Origin of the sequence: Saccharothrix sp. NPDC042600 (assembly GCF_040647305.1) — a bacterium.
Taxonomy (GTDB): Bacteria; Actinomycetota; Actinomycetes; order Mycobacteriales; family Pseudonocardiaceae; genus Actinosynnema; species Actinosynnema mutabilis.
Genome location: NZ_JBEZBW010000029.1, coordinates 22,773 through 42,539 on the forward strand (window position 1 = coordinate 22,773; position 19,767 = coordinate 42,539).

The 19,767-nt window shown below is 74.3% G+C and carries 18 protein-coding genes; 9 read left to right on the top strand and 9 right to left on the bottom strand.

What is annotated here, in order from left to right; all coding sequences use genetic code 11:
• Positions 1–59: 59 nt before the first annotated feature.
• The gene (locus tag AB0A74_RS19525) at positions 60–914 is read right to left on the bottom strand and encodes an NmrA/HSCARG family protein (RefSeq protein WP_358251223.1); all 855 of its coding nucleotides are present in this window, start codon (positions 912–914) and stop codon (positions 60–62) included.
• 58 nt (positions 915–972) lie between these two features.
• Here AB0A74_RS19525 and AB0A74_RS19530 point away from each other — a divergent pair, with 58 nt between their 5' ends.
• Both AB0A74_RS19530 and AB0A74_RS19535 read left to right on the top strand, forming a co-directional pair.
• Positions 973–1,443 (top strand): MarR family transcriptional regulator, encoded by a 471-nt coding sequence (locus tag AB0A74_RS19530; RefSeq protein ID WP_358251225.1) that lies wholly within the window; start codon positions 973–975, stop codon positions 1,441–1,443.
• An 83-nt stretch (positions 1,444–1,526) separates the two neighbouring features.
• Positions 1,527–2,714 (top strand): ROK family transcriptional regulator, encoded by a 1,188-nt coding sequence (locus AB0A74_RS19535; RefSeq protein ID WP_358251293.1) that lies wholly within the window; start codon positions 1,527–1,529, stop codon positions 2,712–2,714.
• A gap of 156 nt (positions 2,715–2,870) precedes the next feature.
• On the opposite strand, the gene AB0A74_RS19540 is transcribed toward AB0A74_RS19535, so the two are convergent.
• From AB0A74_RS19540 to AB0A74_RS19550, 3 genes are read right to left on the bottom strand one after another with little or no spacing between them, the layout of a single operon-like run.
• Positions 2,871–6,902 (bottom strand): TIGR02680 family protein, encoded by a 4,032-nt coding sequence (locus AB0A74_RS19540; protein ID WP_358251227.1) that lies wholly within the window; start codon positions 6,900–6,902, stop codon positions 2,871–2,873.
• Positions 6,899–8,068, bottom strand: coding sequence for a TIGR02678 family protein (locus AB0A74_RS19545; RefSeq protein ID WP_358251229.1), 1,170 nt, complete (start codon positions 8,066–8,068; stop codon positions 6,899–6,901). The genes AB0A74_RS19540 and AB0A74_RS19545 overlap by 4 nt, the downstream gene beginning before the upstream one ends.
• Positions 8,068–9,546 carry a DUF2397 domain-containing protein gene (locus AB0A74_RS19550; RefSeq protein WP_358251231.1) on the bottom strand — a complete coding sequence of 493 codons (1,479 nt, stop codon included), beginning with the start codon at positions 9,544–9,546 and terminating at the stop codon, positions 8,068–8,070. Before AB0A74_RS19550 ends, AB0A74_RS19545 begins: the two co-directional genes overlap by 1 nt.
• 51 nt (positions 9,547–9,597) lie before the next feature.
• Between AB0A74_RS19550 and AB0A74_RS19555 the strand changes: the two genes are divergently transcribed.
• On the top strand, positions 9,598–10,578 hold the full coding sequence (locus tag AB0A74_RS19555) for a cobalamin biosynthesis protein (protein ID WP_358251233.1): 981 nt from the start codon (positions 9,598–9,600) through the stop codon (positions 10,576–10,578).
• Here AB0A74_RS19555 and AB0A74_RS19560 read toward each other — a convergent pair.
• From AB0A74_RS19560 to AB0A74_RS19575, 4 genes are read right to left on the bottom strand one after another with little or no spacing between them, the layout of a single operon-like run.
• On the bottom strand, positions 10,499–11,296 hold the full coding sequence (locus AB0A74_RS19560) for an SURF1 family cytochrome oxidase biogenesis protein (protein WP_358251234.1): 798 nt from the start codon (positions 11,294–11,296) through the stop codon (positions 10,499–10,501). The two genes, AB0A74_RS19555 and AB0A74_RS19560, sit on opposite strands and share 80 nt — an antisense overlap.
• Positions 11,297–11,312: 16 nt before the next feature.
• Positions 11,313–11,876: a DUF1349 domain-containing protein gene (locus tag AB0A74_RS19565; protein ID WP_343932389.1), complete on the bottom strand. Its 564-nt coding sequence runs from the start codon at positions 11,874–11,876 to the stop codon at positions 11,313–11,315.
• Between the two features lie 7 nt (positions 11,877–11,883).
• A complete protein-coding gene (locus AB0A74_RS19570; RefSeq protein ID WP_358251236.1) occupies positions 11,884–12,714 on the bottom strand; it encodes a fructosamine kinase family protein in 831 nt (276 codons plus the stop codon).
• Positions 12,711–13,244, bottom strand: a complete 534-nt coding sequence (locus AB0A74_RS19575; protein ID WP_358251238.1) for a low molecular weight protein-tyrosine-phosphatase — start codon at positions 13,242–13,244, stop codon at positions 12,711–12,713. Before AB0A74_RS19575 ends, AB0A74_RS19570 begins: the two co-directional genes overlap by 4 nt.
• A 50-nt stretch (positions 13,245–13,294) precedes the next feature.
• Here AB0A74_RS19575 and AB0A74_RS19580 point away from each other — a divergent pair, with 50 nt between their 5' ends.
• The 6 genes from AB0A74_RS19580 (at position 13,295) to AB0A74_RS19605 (ending at position 19,188) form a co-directional block, all read left to right on the top strand.
• Positions 13,295–13,750, top strand: a complete 456-nt coding sequence (locus tag AB0A74_RS19580) for a hypothetical protein (RefSeq protein ID WP_358251240.1) — start codon at positions 13,295–13,297, stop codon at positions 13,748–13,750.
• 222 nt (positions 13,751–13,972) lie between these two features.
• On the top strand, positions 13,973–14,956 hold the full coding sequence (locus tag AB0A74_RS19585) for a polyprenyl synthetase family protein (RefSeq protein ID WP_358251241.1): 984 nt from the start codon (positions 13,973–13,975) through the stop codon (positions 14,954–14,956).
• A gap of 44 nt (positions 14,957–15,000) precedes the next feature.
• Positions 15,001–16,044 (top strand): Rv2231c family pyridoxal phosphate-dependent protein CobC, encoded by a 1,044-nt coding sequence (gene cobC / locus AB0A74_RS19590; RefSeq protein ID WP_358251243.1) that lies wholly within the window; start codon positions 15,001–15,003, stop codon positions 16,042–16,044.
• Positions 16,041–17,180, top strand: coding sequence for a Nif3-like dinuclear metal center hexameric protein (locus tag AB0A74_RS19595; RefSeq protein ID WP_358251245.1), 1,140 nt, complete (start codon positions 16,041–16,043; stop codon positions 17,178–17,180). The genes cobC and AB0A74_RS19595 overlap by 4 nt, the downstream gene beginning before the upstream one ends.
• 2 nt (positions 17,181–17,182) lie before the next feature.
• A complete protein-coding gene (locus AB0A74_RS19600) occupies positions 17,183–17,920 on the top strand; it encodes a C4-type zinc ribbon domain-containing protein (protein WP_358251246.1) in 738 nt (245 codons plus the stop codon).
• A complete protein-coding gene (locus AB0A74_RS19605; RefSeq protein ID WP_358251248.1) occupies positions 17,917–19,188 on the top strand; it encodes a bifunctional RNase H/acid phosphatase in 1,272 nt (423 codons plus the stop codon). Before AB0A74_RS19600 ends, AB0A74_RS19605 begins: the two co-directional genes overlap by 4 nt.
• Here AB0A74_RS19605 and ssuE read toward each other — a convergent pair.
• A complete protein-coding gene (gene ssuE / locus AB0A74_RS19610) occupies positions 19,185–19,742 on the bottom strand; it encodes an NADPH-dependent FMN reductase (RefSeq protein WP_358251250.1) in 558 nt (185 codons plus the stop codon). The two genes, AB0A74_RS19605 and ssuE, sit on opposite strands and share 4 nt — an antisense overlap.
• Between the last annotated feature and the right edge of the window lie 25 nt (positions 19,743–19,767).

Here is a 19,767-nt window from a genome sequence, read left to right on the forward strand (position 1 = left end):
GCGGCCCATGCGGCCCATGCGGCCCACGCGGCCGACCCGACCGATGCGGCCGTCGCGGGTCAGAGCAGGTCCGCCCACGGGACGGTGCGCACGACGTCGGCGTACCGGTGCCAAGTGATCTCGGGCAGTTCGGCGTGCAGGGCGGGCACGTCGATGTCCGTGCCCACCTCGGTGAAGTAGCGGAACATCGCGGCGAGGTCGGCCGAGTGCCGTTCCACCACCTCCAGCGGTGGGCGGTGGTGGCGGATCGGGGTGCCGATCGCCTCGGTGAGCGCCGCCGCCATGCCCGCCGGGCTCAGGGCCTCGCCGGCGAGGTCGAGGCGGCGGCCGGTGAAGCGGTCCGGTTGTTCCAGGGCGAGGACCGCGACGGCGGCGATGTCCGCGACGGCCACCAGGTGCAGTGGCTTGTCCGACGGCAGCGGCAGGCCGAGGATGCCGCGGCGCAGGCCGTCGAGGGTCCAGTCGCCGAACTTGTCGTCGATGAACGCGGCCGGGCCGAGGACGGTCCACGGGACGTGCCCGCGGGCGAGGTGCTCCTCGATGCGCCGCTTGCTGTCGAAGTGCGGGATGCCGGTGCCGCGGTCGGCGTTGGAGGCCGACGTGAACACGATGTGGTCGACCTCGTGGGCGGCGTCGACCAGGGCGATGCCCTGCCGGGTCTCGGTGTCGGTGTCGGTGCCGAACGGGGTGGTGACCGCGAAGACCGAGCCGACGCCGTGCAGGGCGGCCTTGAGCGACGACGGGTCGTCGTAGTCGCCGTGGGCGATCTCCGCGCCGGCCGCGCGGAGTCGTTGTGCGGCTGGGCTTCCCGGGTCGCGGGTGAGGGCGCGGACGGGGTGGCCGCGGTCGAGGAGGAGTCGGGCGACGGCGCCGCCCTGGGCGCCGGTCGCGCCGGTGACCACTGTCATTTCCATGCTCAAAGGTTGACACTGAAAATGTATCGGCGTCAAGCGAGTTGGTAGCATGGTCGGCGTGGACCGGTTCGAGCCGAGCGAGGCGCTGCTGGCGTGGCTGTACGTGCAGCAAGGGGTGGACGCCGTGCGCGTCGCGATGGGTGAGCGCGTGGAGGCGGCGGCCGGGTGTTCGCTGCTGGAGCACGAGGCGCTGTACCGGATCGACATGAACGGGCGGCTGCCGATGTCCGAGCTGTCCGACCTGCTCGCGGTGAGCCCGAGCGGGGTGACGCGCCTGGTGGAGCGGCTCGTCCGGCGCGGGTGGGTGGAGCGGTCGCAACAGCCCGAGAACCGGCGGGTGGTGTACGCGGCGCTGACCGACGAGGGCCGGCGGGTGCTCAAGGCGACCACCGCGCCCGCGTACCGGGCGGCCGTGGCGGAGGAGTTCGCGGGGACGCTCACCGAACGCGACCTCGCCGACCTGCGGCGGGTCGGGCGCAAGCTCCTGGAGGCGCACGGCAAGTGGGACGCCCAGCGGTTCGCCCCCTGACCGCGGGTCCACCCCCGCTCCGGGCCGTTCCGGGCGATCGCCATGACGAACCGTCGCCACTCGGCTTGGATGAGGGGGTGACGGTGCACCGCAAGCTGACCGTGCGCGACCTGCGCGCCGGGAACCGGGCGCGGGTGTTGCGCGCGCTGTACTTCGACCAGCCGCGCAGCCGGCAGGAACTCGCCGGGATCACCGGGTTGAGCCAGGCGTCGGTCAGCAACGTCGTCGGTGAGCTGATCGGCGACGGGGTCGTGGTGGAGGCCGGGCAGGTCGATTCGGACGGCGGTCGGCCCCGGGTGTTGTTGCGGGTCAACCCGTCCTTCGCGGCCGTGGTCGGGGTGGACGTCGGGGAGACGCACGTGCTGGTCGAGGTGTTCGACCTGACGTTGCGGCGGCTGGCGATGGCGACCTTCCCGATGGACCCCGGCGCGTACCCGGCGGACGAGGTCGCGCGCCAGGTGCTCGCCGGGCTGGCCACGTGCCTGGCGGAGGCCGGGGTGGACGACGTGCTCGGGGTCGGTGTGGGGCTCCCGGGGCTGGTCGAGCAGGGCGTCGTCTACACGCAGACGGTCGGGTGGCACGGGGTGCCGTTCGAGCGGATGCTGCGCGAGGGCACCGATCTGCCGCTCTACCTGGACAACGGGGCCAACACGCTCGGGCAGGCCGAGTCCTGGTTCGGCGCCGGCCGGGGGACGGACGACGTGGTCGTCGCGCTGATCGGGTCCGGGGTCGGCGCGAGCGTCATCGCCGGCGGGGTGCCCTACCGCGGGGTGTCCGGTGGCGCGGGGGAGTGGGGGCACACGACCGTCGCGCTGGACGGTCGGGCCTGCCGGTGCGGTGCGGCCGGGTGCCTGGAGGCCTACATCGGGGCGGCGGGGGTCGTGGAGCGGTACCGGTCGCTGGCCGAAGGGGTGCCCGCCGAGCAGGAGGAGGCGTTGCGGGCGTTGGTCGGCAGCGACTCGCCGGCGGCGCGGGAGGTGCTGGCGGAGACCGCGCGGTTCGCCGGGGTGGGGATCGCGAACCTGATCAACCTGTTCAACCCGTCGCTGGTGGTGCTCGGCGGGTGGGCCGGGTTGCTGCTCGGGGAGCGGTTGCTGGACGCGATCCGGGCCGAGGCCGCGACCCACGCGTTGCGGCGGCCGTTCGAGCAGGTGTCGATCACGTTGTGCGAGCTGGGTCCCGAGTCGGTGGCGCTCGGGGCGGCCACGCTGCCGGTCGCCGACCTGCTCGCGTCCGGCGGGGTGAAGCGGGTCGCCAGCCGGGTCGGCTGACACCGGGGAACGGCGCGGGCCGGCCGCTCCCGGGTGCGGCGTACACCGGCCATCTCGGGTGTCGCGGGTACCGGCTTGCGGGTGCGCGGGCACCGGCCGGCTTGCCGGTGTCGCGGGTACCGGCCGGTGCTCGGGGCGGGGGTTGTCCCGCTGCGGTCAGGGGTCGACGCGGTCCAGGGCCGCGCCGTCCCACGTGGTCTGGGTGCAGGCCACGCCGCGGCCGTTCTTGGGGCGCAGCACGTCGTAGATGTGCATCCGGGGGATCTTGTCGGACACGCCCCAGCCGCTGGGCCACGTGATGACCCAGTCCATGTCCAGGTCCACCAGCAGGCCCAGCATGCGCGCGATGGTCGGGTCGTCCAGCCGCTCGAACGCCTCGTCCAGCAGCACCAGCCGCAGGGGCGCGAAGTCGCCGGTCACCGCGTCGTAGAACGACGCCGCCGCCGCGAACAGGGTCACGTACGAGATCAGGCGCGTCTCACCCGACGACAGCTGCCGCAGCCGCCGCTCGCGGGGGCCGCCGTCGGGACCGGTGTCGGCCACGGTCACCGTGAACTGGTGCCACGTCCGGTAGTCCAGCGCGCGGGACAGGATCTCGGCGTAGCTGCCCGAGTGCGAGTCGCGCTCGGCCTCGATCCGCTCGGTGAACACCCGCCGGAGCACCGCGTCCTGCTCCGGGTCGCGGTCCGCGTAGGGCAGGCGGACCAGGGCCAGCGCGTCGCGCGTCTCCTCCTCCAGCGCCGCGGACGGCTTCCACGCCAGCTTCACGTGCACGCCCTGCGACGACCGCGCCCGCCCGAGCACCTCGTTCATCCGCCGGCACAGGTCCTCGGCCACGGCGATCTGCCCGCGCAGCCACTCGGCGAGGTCGCGGATGAGGTAGTCGGCGAAGATGTTCTGGTAGCGCTCGTCCAGGAACCCGCGCTGCTCGGCCAGCTTCGCGGTCACCTGCCGGGCCGCCACCGCGACCGGGCGCGCGCCCTCCTCGCCGGTCACGGTCACCGTCAGCAGGCCCTCGTGCTGCTCGGCCGCGATGTCGTGGCTGCCCGCCAGCGCCGTCTGCAACGCCTGGAGCTTGGTGATCACCGTCGCCTCGCCCGCGCCGCGCCGGTCGGACATGGTCAGCGCCGCCCGCACCGACTCGACGTCCTCCGGCACGTCGGGCAGCGCCGCCACCAGCACGCCGGGCGCGGCGATGGTGGCTTTGAACTGCTCGATCGCCCGCACCCGCGCGTCCTGCGCCGCCGCCAGCTGCTCGGCGGCGGTGTCGAGCTGGGCGGACAGCTTCGCCGCCTGCTCGCGGGCCGACGCCACCCGCTCCCGGACGCCCTTCAGCTCGTCGCGCATCTCCCGGCGCGAGCGCTCCAACGTGGACAGCTGGGTGGCGATCTCCTTGGCCTCGCCGCCGATCGCGTCGGTCAGCTCGGCCAACGTGCTCGCCTGGGTCGCGTAGTCCACGCACCGCGCCTCGGCGTCGGCCTCGGCGGCCACCCGGTCCTCGACGGCCGAGTGGTAGCGGTGGCCGGCGTCGGTGAGGTCGGCGAGGGTCGCGCGGCACTGGCGGCGCAGCACGTCGCCGAGCCGGTCGGCGGTGCGCTGGGCCTCGGCGGCGGCGTCCTGGGCCTGGCGCAGGCCCTCGGTGGTGGCGGGCAGGCCCGCGTCCCCGGCCTGGCGCACGACCTCCGCGTGCGCCGCTTCGCCGCGGACCTGGGCGGACTCCAGTTCGGCGCGCAGTTCCGCGGCGCGCTTGGCGGCGCGGTCGGCGGACTCCTGCGCGGCCTGGAGGCGACCGTGCTTGGCGACCAGGGTGCGGTCGGTGGGGAGGCGGTCCAGGTGCGCTTCCCACCGCTCGACCAGGCCGCGCGCGGCGGCCAGGTCGGCCTCGGCGGTGCCCAGGTCGGTCCGGAGGGCGGACAGCTCGTCCTCCAGTTCGGCGATCCGGCGGCGGCGGGCGGCTTCGCGGGCGCCGGCGCCGATGAACTCGGCCGCGTCCTTGTGCCACGAGCCGGTCAGCACGCCGGCGCTCCACCGGCCGTCGGCCGTCACGGCGAACGGGCCGTCGGCGGGGGACAGGGACACCGACGCCAGCAGGGACGCCACGACCTCCGCGGGCACCGGCGAGCTGGGCTCCACGGCCGGCACGAGCACCGACGCGAGCGACGGACCGGGCACCGGCTCGCGCGGCACGGCGACGAGGTCCCCACCCGACGCGGAGGCGTCGCCCGGGACGGTCCCGGAGGCGGTGACCCAGGCGTTGAGCAGGCCCGACGCCTCCAGGGCCGCCTCCAGACCGGCGCGGTCGGCCTCGGGCACCCCGGGGGCGAAGTCGACCAGGCGGTAGAACGGCGAGCCGGTCGACGGGTCGCGTTCGGCGACCGCGAACCGGTCCCGCTCGGGCACCCGGGCCGTGCCGGAGCGCAGGCCCGCGAGTTCGGCGTCCAGGGCGTCGATGGTGGCGTGCAGCTCGGCACGTCGCGCGGTGCCGGCGTGGGCGGTGTCGCGGGCCGCCGCGACCAGGGGCCCTACCCACTCGCGGGCGGCGGAGGTGACCTTGCGGGCCGCCGAGGGATCGACCGTCGTCGGCAGGGGCAGGTCGTCGGCGGGGCGGGCGGGCCCGGAGTCCTGCCAGGCCCGCACGTCCTCCAGCCAGGTCAGGGCGACCTCGGCCAGCTCCTGGGCCTCCTGGTTGCGCAGCGCCGCCGCCTCGGTCGCGGCCTGCTGGGCGTCGCGGGCGGTCTGGCGGAGGGTGTCCACCTTGCGCTGCCCGGCCTCCAGCTCCTCGGCCTGCCGGTGCAGGGCCAGGGCCAGGGCGCCGCGTTGGCGGGCCAGGGAGGCGATCTCGCCGGTGCGGTCGGCGGCGGACAGGTCGAGGTCGGCCACGGGCGGCGGCACGCGGCGTTCGATGGGCAGCGGCCCGGCCTCCGGGTCCGGCTTGGCCCGCACGGACTCGGTGCGCACCTCCGCCTCCGGCACCGGCGCCCGCGGCACGTCCAGGACCAGCGCCGGGTCCAGGCCGGCCACGCGCAGGTGGTGGCGCAGGGGCTCGACCAGCTCGTCGGCCGCGGACAGGTCGTCGGCCAGGCGGCGCAGCAAGCGGAGCACGCCGTCGACCGCGCCGTCCTCCTGCGACCGCTGCTTGCTCGCCATCTCCAGGGCGGCGATCGCCGAGGACCGCTTCTCCGCCACCAGCTTCTCGCGCGTCTGGAGGTCCTGGAGGTCGCGGAACGCGGGCAGCTCCTTCAGCGCCCCGATGGTCTCCTCGGCCTGCTGCTCACCGGACTCCAGCGCCTCCAGCGACGCCTCGGCGGCGGCCCGCTCGGCCAGGGTCTCGGTCAGCGATGCCGACAGCTTCGCCGACGCCCGCTCCAGCTTGCGCACCGACTCCTCGGCCGCGCCGAGCTTCTCCGCCGACGCCCGCAGCCCGCCGAACGCGTAGTCGGAGTACGTCTTGAGGAACGTCCCGAGCGCCGCGTCCGCCGACGACAGCCGCACGATGTTCTCCCGGATCGACTCCAGGTCGTCGAACGACGTCGCCAACTGCTCCACCATCGCCTGGTCCAGCGGCGGCAGGGCGTCGGACAGGATCTGCTCCAGCTGCCCCTCCAAGACCTTCAACCCGACGTCGGGGTTGCGCAGGGTCCGCTGGAGGTGCAGCAGGTCGCCGTACCGGGCGGCGGGCACGCCGTACACCGTCTCGGCGATCTTCGCCCGGAACGCTGCCTCCTCCAGCACGCAGTCCGCGCCGATCAGGTCCCGCAGCTGCGCCGGTCCCAGCGGCGTCCGCTCCGCGCCCACCAGGGTCAGGTCGTGCCCGACCCGGCGGGCCGTGACGAACCGCCACGAGTCCGTGATCGCCTGGGAGGTCTTGGACGCCTTCACGCCCAACCCGCAGGTCAGGTATTCGTCCTCACCGCGCACCAGCTCGACCCACGCGTAGCCGATCCGGTTGGGGCCGCCGTCGTAGTCGTCGAGCATGAGCCGCCGCAGCGACACCGTGTCGAAGCCCTTGGAACCGACCTGCCGCAGGTCGCCGTCCAGGCACAGCGGCAGCAGCAGCTCCAGCGTGCGCGACTTGCCGGACCCGTTGGTGCCCTGGAAGATCGCGCGGCCACCGGAGAAGTCGAACGTCTGCTCGGTGTACTGCCAGATGTTGACGATGCCGCCGCGGTGCAGCCGCCACCTGTTCACACGCTCTCCTCATCGAACAACGACCAGCTCGGCACCTCGGGAACCGCCACCGGTTGCTCCACTTCACGTTCCGGGTCGCCGTCGGGCTGCGGCAGCCACCGGTGGGCGGCGGCGCCGAGCAGCCAACCGTCCTCTGTGGACACCGCGAGTCCCATGCGCCGCAGCAGTTCCAGCACCTCGTCGGCCAACCGCTCCAGGTCGTCGGTGAACTGCTTGGACCACGCCGCCGGGTAGTCCTCCACCAGCCTGCCGCACACCTCTAGCAGCCGCTCACGCGCCACGGGGTGCCGCCCGTCCGCCCGGGGCTCGTCTTCCAGCAGCGACGGCAGTGCCAGCAGCGCCAACCGCGCCACCGTGGAGGTGCCGGGGAAGTACAGGTCGGTCAGGTAGTCCTCGGGATCGGCCGCCAGCACGCCCTCGGACCGGCTCTCCGTGTAGAGCCCGAACGACGTCTCCAGCAGCACGGACTCCTTGCGCTGGTTGCGCCGCAACCACTCCGCCTGCTCCGGCGGCAGGTCCGCGTACAGCACGACCGGGTTCTCCACGAGCTTGCGCCGCACCGCGTGCTCCACCCCGCGCGGGCCGGGCCGGGCCGCCAGCTCCACCAGCCGCTCCGGCGACGACGCCTCACCCACCGGGCCGGTCAGCAGCTGGCCCAGCAGGTCGGTGTCCACGGTGATCAGCGCCTCGGTCTGCATGTCCACCGTGCCCTCGGTCTCGTGCAGCACGCCCAGCGACACCAGGTGCCGCAGCGCCGCCGTCAGCGCCCGCCGGTCCACGACGTCGTCGACGACCTCCAGACCCGCCTCCACCGCCGCCGCCCGCACGTCCGCGACCAGCCGGGACAGCAGGGTCTGCCGACCGATGCCGATCAGCACGGCCATGGTCAGCGCCACGTAGGCGTACCCGCGCGGGGACAGGCCCAGCACGCCGCGCGAGTCGTCCTCGCCGGGACCGGCCTTGTAGAGCCGGGCGAACCGCCGTTCCACCACCAGCCGGTAGCCCAGCAGCCGCGCGAACAGGTCCTGGAGCACGAACCGGTGCCGGTACACCAGGGCCACCAGCTCGCCGTCCGGCCCGTCGGCGCGCAGCAGGGGCCGCCGCAGCAGGGTCCGCGCGCAGCGGACGACGTTGGCGGCGTCGATGTCGGAGAGGTCGTCGAACATCAGTCGAGCACCAGCGTCGAGTCGTGGAGGGTCAGCGTCCCGCCGTGCGAGCGGACCACGGCCGACTGGCCGGGCGCGTGCGCCACGGTCACGCGCAGGCCGCGCACCGGGTCCGTGGCCGACCCGGAGTCCGAAGCGGTGTCGCGTTGCGCCATCGCCAGGGTCAGCAGCTCGCACAGCACGCCCAGCGCTTCGCCGGACAACGTGGTGGTGGCCAGCCGGGGCGCGGCGGCGGACAGCTCGGCCACCGACGCCGCGCGCCGCTCGTCGGCCTCCCGCGCCTCGGCCAGCAGGGACTGCTCGGTCATCGGGTCGTCCAGGATGCGCGAGGTCTTGCCGCGACCCGCCCGGTCGGCGCGGCTGCGCACGCTCACCGTCACGTCCACCACCGGGCCGTCCCGCCACGGGGTGCGCTCGTTGTCGCTGTCGTGCTCGGGCGCGGGGGACAGGTGCCGCGCGGAGTGCAGGCCGAACGCCGCCGCGTACAGGGTGTGCGCCTGCGACCGGGTGCCCGCGTCGAACCAGGTGGCGAGCTTCAGCAGGTCCGCGCGCCGGGACGGCAGCAGCCCGCCGCCGGACGTGGCCCGCTTCACGCTGGCCAGCAGCGACCCGATGGCCCGCGCGGTCGCCTCCCGCAGCGCGGTGACCTGGCTGGGGCGGCCGGGCCGGTCGACGAACCAGTCGGTCAGCTCCTGCCAGTCCGCGTCGGTGCGCCCGCGCGCCCGCTCCACCCGGTCGCCCAGGTCGGCGCGGCCCAGCAGGCGCAGCAGTTCGCCGCGGGCGCCGGTCAACCGGGACAGGGCGTCGGCGATGGCGGGCGTGTGCCGCAGCACGTCCTCCACGACCATCTGGATGTACTCGACCAGCAGGTTGCGGAAGCCGGAGATCTCCTCGGGCGCCAGGTGGTGGCGGGTCACGACCTGGCCCAGGTAGGCGTAGAAGTCGCGGACGGTGGCGGCCAGCTCGGCGTGCTGGAGGAACAGCGTGGTCACCTGCTCGGCCAGCACCTCGCGCGGGCGGCGGCCCTCGCTCAGCAGCGCCTCGGACAGCGTGTGCCCCAGCGCGCCCAGACCGCGTTCGACGGCCGGCAGCAGCTCCCGGGACACCTCCCGCGCGCCCTCGGGCACCCGCAGCAGCTCGTCCACGTCCCGCTGCACCCGCACGGCCAGCTTGGACACCTGGTAGCGCACGCTGCCGTGCTGGAACTCCGCGATGCTGGAGGCCACCACCTCGCGCCGCCCCTGCACCAGGTTGCCCCACTCGACCAGCTGCTTGAGCCGGTTGATCACGTTCTCGATGCGCGACTCGCCCGGCTCGACCCGACCCTCCCGCTCCGCGCCGGCCAGCGCGCCGGCGACCTCGCCCGCGGACAGGTCGGCCAGCAGCGTGGACGTGAACAGCCGCATGATCGCCAGGTAGGTGCGCTGGTGATCACGGGCGTCCAGGTACGCGTAGAGCTTCAGGCGGGCCGGTTCCACGGGAGGCACCCTAATGCGGGGCACCGACTCTTCGCGGGATACCGTGCCCCCGTGAGTGTGGGACGCGCGGTCGGGTTGGTGCTGGGGGTGGCCGCCGACGCGGTGTTCGGAGACCCCCGCAGATATCACCCGGTAGCGGGATTCGGCCGGGTCGCCGCGGCGCTGGAGCGCAAGGTCTACCGCGACCAGAAGGCCGCCGGCGCCGCCTACACCGCCGCTCTGGTCGGTGGCACCGTGCTGGCCGGCGTCGCCGTGGAACGCCTCGGCAGGCGGCACCCCGTCCTCCAGGCCGTGACCACCGCCGCCGCCACGTGGGCCGTGCTCGGCGGGTCGTCGCTGGCCGACGAGGGCACCGCGATGGGCCGCGAGCTCGACGGCGGCGACCTCGACGCGGCGCGCCGCCGCCTGCCCAACCTGTGCGGCCGGGAACCGAGCCGCCTGGACACCCTCGGCCTGGCCAAGGCGACCGTCGAGTCCGTGGCGGAGAACACGTCCGACGCCGTCGTCGCCCCGCTGTTCTGGGGCGCGGTCGCGGGCGTGCCGGGCCTGCTCGGCTACCGCGCGGCGAACACGCTGGACGCGATGGTGGGCCACCGCAACGCCCGCTACACCCGGTTCGGCTGGGCCTCGGCCCGCCTGGACGACCTGGCCAACCTGCTGCCGTCCCGGCTCGCGGCCCTGCTCACCACGGCGGGCGCGCCCGTCGTCGGCGGCTCCGGCGGCGAGGCGTGGCGCACGTGGCGGCGGGACGCCTCGGCCCACCCGAGCCCCAACGCGGGCCAGGTGGAGGCGGCGTTCGCGGGCGCCCTGGAGATCCGGCTGGGTGGCCGCACGGTCTACGCGCACGGCGCGGAGGACCGCCCGGTGCTGGGCCACGGCCGCAACCCGGACGCGGGCCACGTGACGCGGGCGGTGGAGCTGTCGCGGGTGGTCGGCGCGGGCGCCGCCGCGGTCACCTCGGCGCTGGCGCTCCTGCTTCGTCCTCGGCGAGCATCTCGGCGACGGACTTCCGCTTGGGCCTCGGCTCGCTGAGCGCGCCGCCCGGCCGGGCCTCGCGGACGGTGAAGTAGAGCCACCCCGCCAGGGCCATCGCGCCGAACGCGATCCACTGCAGGGCGTAGGAGAAGAACGGGCCGGCGTCGAGCTTGGGCAGCGGCAGCGCCTCTTCCAGACCCGGCTGCCCCTCGGTGAGCTGGAAGTAGCCGGGCCGGATGTCCAGGCCCGCCGCGCGGCCCACGACGGCGGAGTTGATCGCGTAGACCTCGCGGTGGCCGTCGCGCTCGATGGCGTCGCGGTTGTCGTTCTCGCCGGCCCGCACCCAGGCGACGAGCGTCACGGTGTCCGTGGGCACCGGCTTGAGCTCGGGCACCTTCAGCCCGTTCACCGGCCGCACGTACCCGCGGTCGACCAGCACGGTCTCGCCGCTGTCCAGCCGGAACGGGGTCAGCACCTCGGAGGCCGCCTCGCCCTGCACGGTCCGCAGCCGCGCGATGGCCTGCCCCTCGGGCACGTAGCGGCCGGTCATGGTGACCCGCCGCCACTCGTTGGCCGCGTTCGGCTCGCCCAACACCCGCGCGACGGGCACCGGCTCGTCGCGGATGGACGAGGTCACGGCGTGGTTCTGGGCCTCGCGCTCGGCGTCGCGGCTGAACTGCCACGGGGCGAGCAGCGCGAAGCACGCGCCCGCGAACACCCAGACCGCCAGCGTCAACGCGAGCCAGCCGGGCCGCAACAGGAAGCTCAACCGCACGGTTCCACGGTAAGCCCTAGGCCGTTGTGACCTGCACCCGGTCGAACCGGGCGGCGAAGCCGGGCCCGGTGGGCGCCGCCGCCATCACCCCGGCCAGCACCTCGACCTCGGGCGGGAAGTACGCGAGCCGCAGCATCGTGGTGGGCTCGTCGTCGCCCAGGCCGTACCGGACGGTCACCGTGTCGCCCTCGCGCGCGGCGGAGATCGTGACGCGGGTGATCGGCCCGGCGGGGACGACCGACCAGTCCGAGAAGTCGCGGGTGACGACCGTGCTGACCTGGAACTCGTCGTCCACCAGCTCGACGCCCGCCTTGATCCAGTTCCGCTCGTCCACGCGCAGCGCGATGCCCGCCTGGTCGTACTGGGCGGCGTAGTCGGCGGTGAAGGCGGCCAGCAGGCAGAAGTCGCCGGTCAGGGGGACGCCCAGCACGTGGCCGGTGTCCCGGGTGAACCCGTAGTGGGTGGTGCGCCAGAAGTCCGTGTCCGGGTCGGTGGTGATGGTCAGCCCGCCCTCGTCGGACCAGGAGGCGGGCTCGTTGAGCCACTGCCAGTCGTCGCGGTCGAACGCCGAGATCCCCATGCGGCCATCATGGCAGCGCGCGGGCGGCCGCCAGGGTCCGTTGCACATAGCTGCCGCCGAAGACCACCACGTGGACCAACAGCGGGAAGAGCTGGTGCAACGGCACGCGGTCGCGCCACCCGTCGGCCAGCGGCGCGACCTCCCGGTAGGCGGCCAGGACCCGGTCGAGGTGGGGGCAGCCGAACAGGTCGAGCATGGCGAGGTCGCTCTCCCGGTGCCCGCCGTGGGCGGCCGGGTCGATCAGCCAGGCCCGGCCGTCGGCGGCCCAGTGGACGTTGCCGTTCCACAGGTCGCCGTGCAGCCGCGCCGGCGGTTCCTCCGGCGCTTCGACCCGGACGGCGTCGATCAGCTTCGCCTGGTCCGTGGTCAGCTCGCCCCGGTCGACGGCTTCGCGCAGGTAGCAGTCGATGCGGTCGGCCTTGAACCAGTCCGCCCAGCTGTCGTGGGGGCGGTTGCGCATGGGCGCGAGGCCGATGGAGGCGTGCTCGGGGCCGTCGGGCGGGGGAGCGCCGAACGCGGGCGCCCCGGCGGCGTGCAGGGCGGCGAGCCGGCGGCCGAACTCCTCGGCGGCCCCCGGGGTGGCCCGGCCGCGTTCGACCTGGTCCATGACCAGCCAGTGGCCGCCGTGCCCGCGCACGCCCGGCACCGGCGGCCCCTCGGGCTCGGCCAGCCACTCCAGGGACTTGGCCTCGGCGAGCACGGCGTTGGGGTCGTCGTGCCGCTTGACCACCACCAGGTCGCCGTCTTCGAGGTCCACCTCGAACACCGCGCCACCGAGGGGCCGCACCTCCAGCGCCGGGACGCCGGTCAGCTCGGCGGCGGCCTCGCCGGGGGTCACAGGTTCTCCCGCACCCACGCCAGCAGACCGGGCACCGCCGCCTCGACCTGGCTGATCACCAGGTCGAAGCCGGCCTTGTCGCCGTAGTACGGGTCCGGCACGTCGGTGCCGTCGGCGTCCGGGTCGAACGAGCGCAGCAGCCGGACCCGGTCGTGGTCGGCCACCACCCGCCGCAGCGACCGGGCGTGCCCGGAGTCCAGGGCGACCAGCAGGTCCGCGTCCAAGTGGTGCGCGTCCACCTGGGCGGCCGTGTGCTCGGTCGGATAACCGTTGTCCGCCAACGACTTCGCCGCCCGCGGGTCGGCCGGGTCGCCGACGTGCCAGCCGCCGGTGCCCGCGCTGGTGACCGTCACGTGATCACCCAACCCGGCCCGCCGCAGGTGCTCACGGAATATGATCGCGGCCACGGGAGAGCGGCAGATGTTGCCGGTGCATACAAAGGTCACCGAAAGCGTCACGGCACGGGAGTGTGCCAGGTTGGGCGCTCCGGGTGAGGGTTCTGGACGACACGGTCCGGCGCGCACGACCATCGTCTGGCACCGGCTCGTTGGGGGACTTTTCGATGTCAGGCGTCGTCGGCGTGGTGCTGTTGCTGTGCGCGGGAGCGGCGGTGTTCGTCGCGCTCTCGTGGTGGCAGCGGTCGTGGCCGGAGACGCCCGTGTTCGCCCGGCCTCGCCCGTCGGGCGCGGTGGAGCGCGGGTTGTGGCCCGACGCCAACGCCGGCTTCTTCACCGACCGCGGGTTCCTGTTCCGGAAACGGCATTTCTTCGTCGCCACCGGGTGCCCGCCGACCCGAATCGCGGACTTCTCGTCACTGGACGTGCGCAGGCGTGCGCAGCCCGTGCGGGTGGCACGGGTCGGTATCCGTTCCTGGTGGTGGTTCGAGGATGCTTTCTACCGCGAATCCGCCGGATATTCGGAGGGTGACGTGGTAGCTCTCGTGCGTGAGCGCGAGCACCGTGAGCAGGCCAGACGTGACCGGGCGAAGCTGATCTCCGAACTCGACGCAAACCTCCGCAAACGCGATCAGGAGTAACGCCGAAGGGTATTCGCGCGAAGTGTCGTGTGTAGCGGTAAATCCTCTTGAGAGGACATGAGCGACCCCATGAGGGACTTCGCGGCCCATGACGCACGTCCGCCGATGCGGTGGCATTGGGTGCTGTGCGTCCTACTGGTGCTCATCGCGGTCGCGGCGTCGATTCTGTAGATCATTCGCATCTCAGCGGCCTCTCAGCAGGCCCGCGCGACGATCGACGGCGTGAGCACCACGACCATGCCGACCATCCCCGCGCTCGCCGACGCGCTGCCGGTGGTCGAGGACGAGATCCGGCGGTTGGCGACGTCGTCCACGCTGCCGATCGTCAACACGTTCTCCGGCCGCATCACCGCCGCCGGCGGCAAGCGCCTGCGGTCCATGCTGATCCTGTCCGGCGCGCTGGCCCTGTCCGGCGGGATCGGGCCCAAGGCGGTCACCTCGGCGGCGTGCGTGGAGTTGCTGCACGCCGGTTCGCTCGTGCACGACGACCTGATGGACAACGCCGTCGAGCGGCGCGGCGTCCGCACCGTCAACGCCGAGTGGGGCGCCGGTCCCGCCGTGCTGGTGGGCGACTTCATGCTGGCCCGGGCCAGCCAGGCGGCGTTGGAGCGGATCTCGCCGTTCGCGGCGGGCAAGCTCGCGGCGGCGGTGGCCGACCTGGTCGAGGGCCAGGTGCTGGAGGTCCTCGACCTGTTCGACCCGCACCGGACACCGGAGAACGCGTTGCGCTCCATCGCGTTGAAGACCGGCGCGCTGTTCCGGGTGGGCTGCGTGCTGGCGGCGCACGTCGCCGGCGCGGACGAGGAGACCACCGTGCGGATGTCGGAGTACGGGGCGCACTTCGGCCTGCTGTTCCAGATCCTCGACGACCTGCTCGACCTGGCGTCCACCACCGAACGCCTGGGCAAGCCCGCCGGCAACGACATCCGCCAGGGCGTCTACACGTTCCCGCTGCTGCGCGCGGTGACCGACGGGCAGCGGGAGCTGCTGGCGGCACGCGGGCGTGAGCTGACCGACGCGGAGGTCGCCGGGTTGTTGCACGAGCTGCGCGGGTCGAGCCTGGTGCCGGACACGCTCGCCTACTGCACCAGCCTGGCGGCGCAGACCGTGCACGCGCTGCCCGACCTGCCGGAGTCGGAGGCGTTGGGCATCCTGCGCGAGCTGCCCCGCGCGTACCTCGACTGGGCGGCGTCCCGGATCACCTGAGCGCGGTGCGGGTCGGGGGGTGGGGATCGCCTAGACTTCCCGCGATGACCAGCCAGGATTCCGGCCGGGCGCTGCTGCGCCACCACGGGGACGTCGACGCGGCTCCCGGCCTTGCCGACTTCGCGGTGAACGTGCGGATGCCCGCCCCGCCGGCCTGGTTGAAGGACCGGCTGGCGGCGGTGCTGGACGGCCTCGGGGCCTACCCGAGCGCGGCGGCGGACCGGGCGGCCCGCGAGGTCGTCGCCGCCCGGCACGGCCGGCGGCCCGACGAGGTGCTGATCCTCGCCGGCGCGGCCGAGGGGTTCGCGCTGCTGCCGTCGCTGCACCCGTCCCTGGCGGCCGTGGTGCACCCCTCGTTCACCGAGCCCGAGGTGGCGCTGCGGGACGCGGGTGTGCCGGTGCAGCGGGTGCACCTGTCCGCGGCCGACGGCTACCGGCTGCGGCCCGCGCTGGTGCCCGACGACGCGGACCTGGTGGTCGTGGGCAACCCGACCAACCCGACGTCGGTGCTGCACCCGGCCGAGGTGGTGGCCTCGCTGAGCCGGCCCGGCCGGGTCCTGGTGGTGGACGAGGCGTTCGCGGACACCGTGCCCGGCGAGCCGGAGTCGCTGGCCGGGCGCGGGGACGTGCCCGGGTTGCTGGTGCTGCGCAGCCTGACCAAGACGTGGGGACTGGCGGGGCTGCGGGCCGGGTACGTGCTCGGCGCGCCCGAGCTGCTGGCCAAGCTCGCCCTGCACCGTCCACAGTGGCCGGTGAGCAGCTTCGTGCTGGAGGCGGTCACGGCGTGCTGCGAGCCGGCGGCGGTCGCCGAGGCCGAGGCGCTGGCCGTGGAGTGCCGGGAGCACACCCGGCACGCCGTGCAGGCGCTGGGTGACCTGGTGGTCGTCCCGCCGGACGCGCCGTTCGCGCTGCTGCGCGTGCCGGACGGCGAACGGGTGCGGCTGGCGTTGCGGGACAAGGGGATCGCCGTGCGGCGCGGGGACACGTTCCCCGGCCTGACCCGGGACCACCTGCGGGTCGCCGTGCGGGCGCCCGAGGAGTTCGCCCTGCTGGTGGACGCGCTGCGAGTCGTGCTGGAGGAACGGTGACCACGCTGGCGGACGTCCTCGCCGCCCTGGAACGGGCCTACCCGCCCGCCACCGCCGAGTCGTGGGACGCGGTCGGCCTGGTGTGCGGCGACCGCGCGGAACCGGTGTCCCGGGTGCTGTTCTGCGTCGACGTCGACCGGTCCACTGTGGACGAGGCGGTCGAGGTGGGCGCGCAGCTGCTGGTGGCGCACCACCCGTTGCTGCTGCGCGGGGTGACCGGCGTCCCGGCCGATGACCCGAAGGGCGCGCTGGTGCACCGGCTCATCCGGTCGGGCGTCGCCCTCTACACCGCCCACACCAACGCCGACGCCGCCAACCCGGGCGTGTCCGACGCGCTGGCGCACGCGATCGGGCTGACCGTCACCGGTCCGCTGACCCCGAACCCCGGCCGCGAGCTGGACGTGCTGGCCACGTACGTGCCGGTGGCCGACGCGGCGAAGGTGCTCGACGCCCTGCACGCCGCCGGCGCCGGCTCGATCGGCGACTACCGCGACACCGCGTGGAGCGTGGACGGGACCGGCCAGTTCCGGCCCGTTGAGGGCGCTAACCCGGCCGTCGGCAGCGTCGGCGAGCTGGAACGGGTCGCCGAGACCCGGATCGAGATCGTGCTCGACCGCCGGCTGCGCGCCGAGGTGATCCGCGCCCTGCGTGCCGCGCACCCGTACGAAGAGGTCGCGTTCAACCTGAACGAGGTCCCGGCGCTGCCGTCGGACACCGGCATCGGCCGCGTCGGCGTGCTGCCCGAACCCGAGCCGCTGCGCGTGTTCGCCCAGCGGGTCGCCGACGCCCTGCCCCCGACCGAGTGGGGTGTGCGCGCCGCCGGCGACCCGGAGCGGCCGATCCGGACCGTGGCCGTGTGCGGCGGCGCGGGCGACAGCTACCTGTCCGCCGCGACCCGCGCGGGCGTCGACGCCTACGTCACCTCCGACCTGCGCCACCACCCGGCGGGCGAGCACGTGGCGAAGGGCGGCCCCGCGCTGGTGGACGTGGCGCACTGGGCCGGGGAGTGGCCGTGGTGCGGGCAGGCGGCCGAAGTCGTGCGGGCCGCGTTCGGCGGTACGGTCGAAGTCCTCGTCTCCACCCGCCGGACCGACCCGTGGACCGTCGGCGCGACGAGCCGAACTGGAGGGCGCTGAAAGTGAAAGCCGAACCCGCCGTGCAGCGCAGGCTGCTCGACCTGGCGCAGGTCGACGCCGAGCTGTCGCGCGTGGCCCACCGCCGCCGGACGCTGCCGGAGATCACCGAGATCGCCGAGGCCGAGAAGCAGGTGCGCGCCAAGCAGGACGCCCTGACCACGATCGAGACGACGCTGGGCGACCTCAACCGCGAGGTCAAGCGCCAGGAGACCGAGATCGACCAGGTCCGCGCCCGCGAGGACCGCGACCGCAAGCTGCTCACCTCCGGCACGGTCGGCGCCAAGCAGCTCACCGACCTGGAGCACGAACTGGCGACGCTGGAGCGCCGGCAGGCCGCCCTGGAGGACGACCTGCTGGAGCTGATGGAGCGGCGCGAGGCCGTCGAGGCGGACGTGCAGCACGCGCGCGTCGAGCTGGACAAGGCGCAGGAGGCCCTGACCGACGCCGCGCGGCGGCGGGACAGCGCGCTGGCCGACCTGGAGTCCACCGAGGCCAAGCGCACGGCCGAGCGCGCGACCGTGGTCAAGCAGTTCCCGGAGCCGCTGCTGGCGCTCTACGACCGGGTGCGGGCGCACAAGGGCATCGGGGCGGCGCTGCTGCAGTCGCGGCGGTGCGGCGCGTGCCGCATCGAGCTGGACCGCAGCGCGTTCAACAACGTCAAGGAGTCCGCGCCGGACGAGGTCGTGCAGTGCGAGGAGTGCGGCGCGATCATGGTGCGGACCGCGGAATCGGGCCTGTGAAGGTCGTCGTCGAGGCGGACGGCGGCTCGCGCGGCAACCCGGGCCCGGCGGGCTACGGGGCCGTCGTGCGGACGCCGTCGGGTGACGTGCTGGCCGAGCGGTCGGCCGGCATCGGCGTCGCCACCAACAACGTCGCCGAGTACCGGGGCCTGATCGCGGGCCTGCGCGCGGCGGCGGAGGTGGGCGCCTCGACGGTCGTCGCCCGCATGGACTCGAAGCTGGTCGTCGAACAGATGTCGGGCCGCTGGCAGGTCAAGCACCCGTCGATGCGGCCGCTGGCAGCGGAGGCGCGCGAGGCGGCGCGGGCGTTCGAGTCGGTCACCTACGAATGGGTGCCGCGCAACGAGAACAAGCACGCCGACCGGCTGGCGAACGAGGCGATGGACACCCAGGCCGGCCTCACGCGGGGCGGCGAGGCGCGGCCTCCGGCCCCCGCTTCCATTGTCCCACGGGGTACCGACAACCCGGCCGAAGCGCCCCCGGGGTCCAGTGTCCCAGCCGGCACCGACAAAGCGGCCGGTGCGCGGCGTGGGGCCGGTGCCCAGGCCGGTGTCGGCAGCGCCGACGGCATGCTCGACCTGAACCTGTCGGCCGCCGAGGGGGGTGTCGGTCAGGCCGAGACCGCGCCGCCCTCGTCGTGGACCGGCGCGATCGGCGAGCCCACCCGGCTCTACCTGCTGCGCCACGGCCAGACCGAGCTGTCCGTCGCCCGCCGCTACTCCGGGCGCGGCAACCCGCCGCTCACCGACGTCGGTCGGCGGCAGGCCGAAGCCGCCGCGCGCCGCCTGGCCAAGGTGGACCGCCTGACCGCCGTCGTCTCGTCACCGCTGGACCGCGCGCACCAGACCGCGCAGGCCGTGGCGCAGGCCGTCGGGCTGGAGGCCGCGACGCACGACGGGCTCATCGAGACCGACTTCGGCGACTGGGAGGGCCTGACCTTCGCCGAGGCCGCCGCGCGCGACCCGCAGGTGCACCGGCTGTGGCTGGGCGACCCCGGCGTCCCCGCGCCCGGCGGCGAGAGCTTCGACGAGGTCCACGACCGCGTCCGCCGCGCCCTGCACGAGCTGCTCGACCGCCACGCCGGCGGCAACGTCGTCGTGGTCAGCCACGTCACGCCGATCAAGCAGCTGCTGCGCGTCGCGCTGGACTCCGGCCCGTCGCTGCTGTTCCGGCTGCACCTGGACCTGGCGTCGCTGTCGGTCGTCGAGTTCTACCCCGACGGGCACTGCTCGGTCCGGCTGGTCAACGACACCTCGCACCTGGGCTAGCCGGTCGGGCGCAGCCGGGCCCGCTCGCGGCGGAACCGGACGTCGCGCACGGCCAGCGTGAACCGGTCGACGGCCGTGCGGATGTCGTCGGCCGGGCCGGGCGCGATCACGTCGTCCGCGATGTCCGGGTCCAGCACGAACTCGCCGCGCAACACGGTGTCCGCGCCCTTGCCCGCCAACAGCGGGTTGAGGGCGTAGTCCATCGCGACCAGGAAGCCCTGGCTGCCGCCGGTGGCCAGGGGCAGGACGACCCGGCCGCGCAACGCCTTCTTCGGCAACAGGTCGAGCAGCGCCTTCACCAGCCCGCTGTAGGCCGCCCGGTACACGGGGCTCGCCACGACGATGCCGTCCGCGCGCAGCACGGCGCTCACCGCGTCGCCGATCTCCGGGTCCCGCAGGTCCTCGGTGAGCAGCGACAGCGTCGGGAGCCGCCGCACGTGCAGCACCCGCACGTCGTGGCCGGCCTCCCGGAGCAGGTCGTCGACGTACCGCACGACGACGCCGGTGCGCGACGCGGGAGAAGGGCTTCCGGAAATGACCAAAATGGACGACATGGCTCGCTGACACCTTCCGGGAAAA

What these genes read in the sequence shown, in the direction of transcription:
- AB0A74_RS19575 (WP_358251238.1), bottom strand. Translation starts at nt 13,244, where the DNA reads ATGGTCGTGCGCGCCGGACCGTGTCGTCCAGAACCCTCACCCGGAGCG.
- AB0A74_RS19525 (WP_358251223.1), bottom strand. Translation starts at nt 914, where the DNA reads ATGGAAATGACAGTGGTCACCGGCGCGACCGGCGCCCAGGGCGGCGCC.
- cobC (WP_358251243.1), top strand. Translation starts at nt 15,001, where the DNA reads ATGACCAGCCAGGATTCCGGCCGGGCGCTGCTGCGCCACCACGGGGAC.
- ssuE (WP_358251250.1), bottom strand. Translation starts at nt 19,742, where the DNA reads ATGTCGTCCATTTTGGTCATTTCCGGAAGCCCTTCTCCCGCGTCGCGC.
- AB0A74_RS19545 (WP_358251229.1), bottom strand. Translation starts at nt 8,068, where the DNA reads ATGTTCGACGACCTCTCCGACATCGACGCCGCCAACGTCGTCCGCTGC.
- AB0A74_RS19565 (WP_343932389.1), bottom strand. Translation starts at nt 11,876, where the DNA reads ATGGGGATCTCGGCGTTCGACCGCGACGACTGGCAGTGGCTCAACGAG.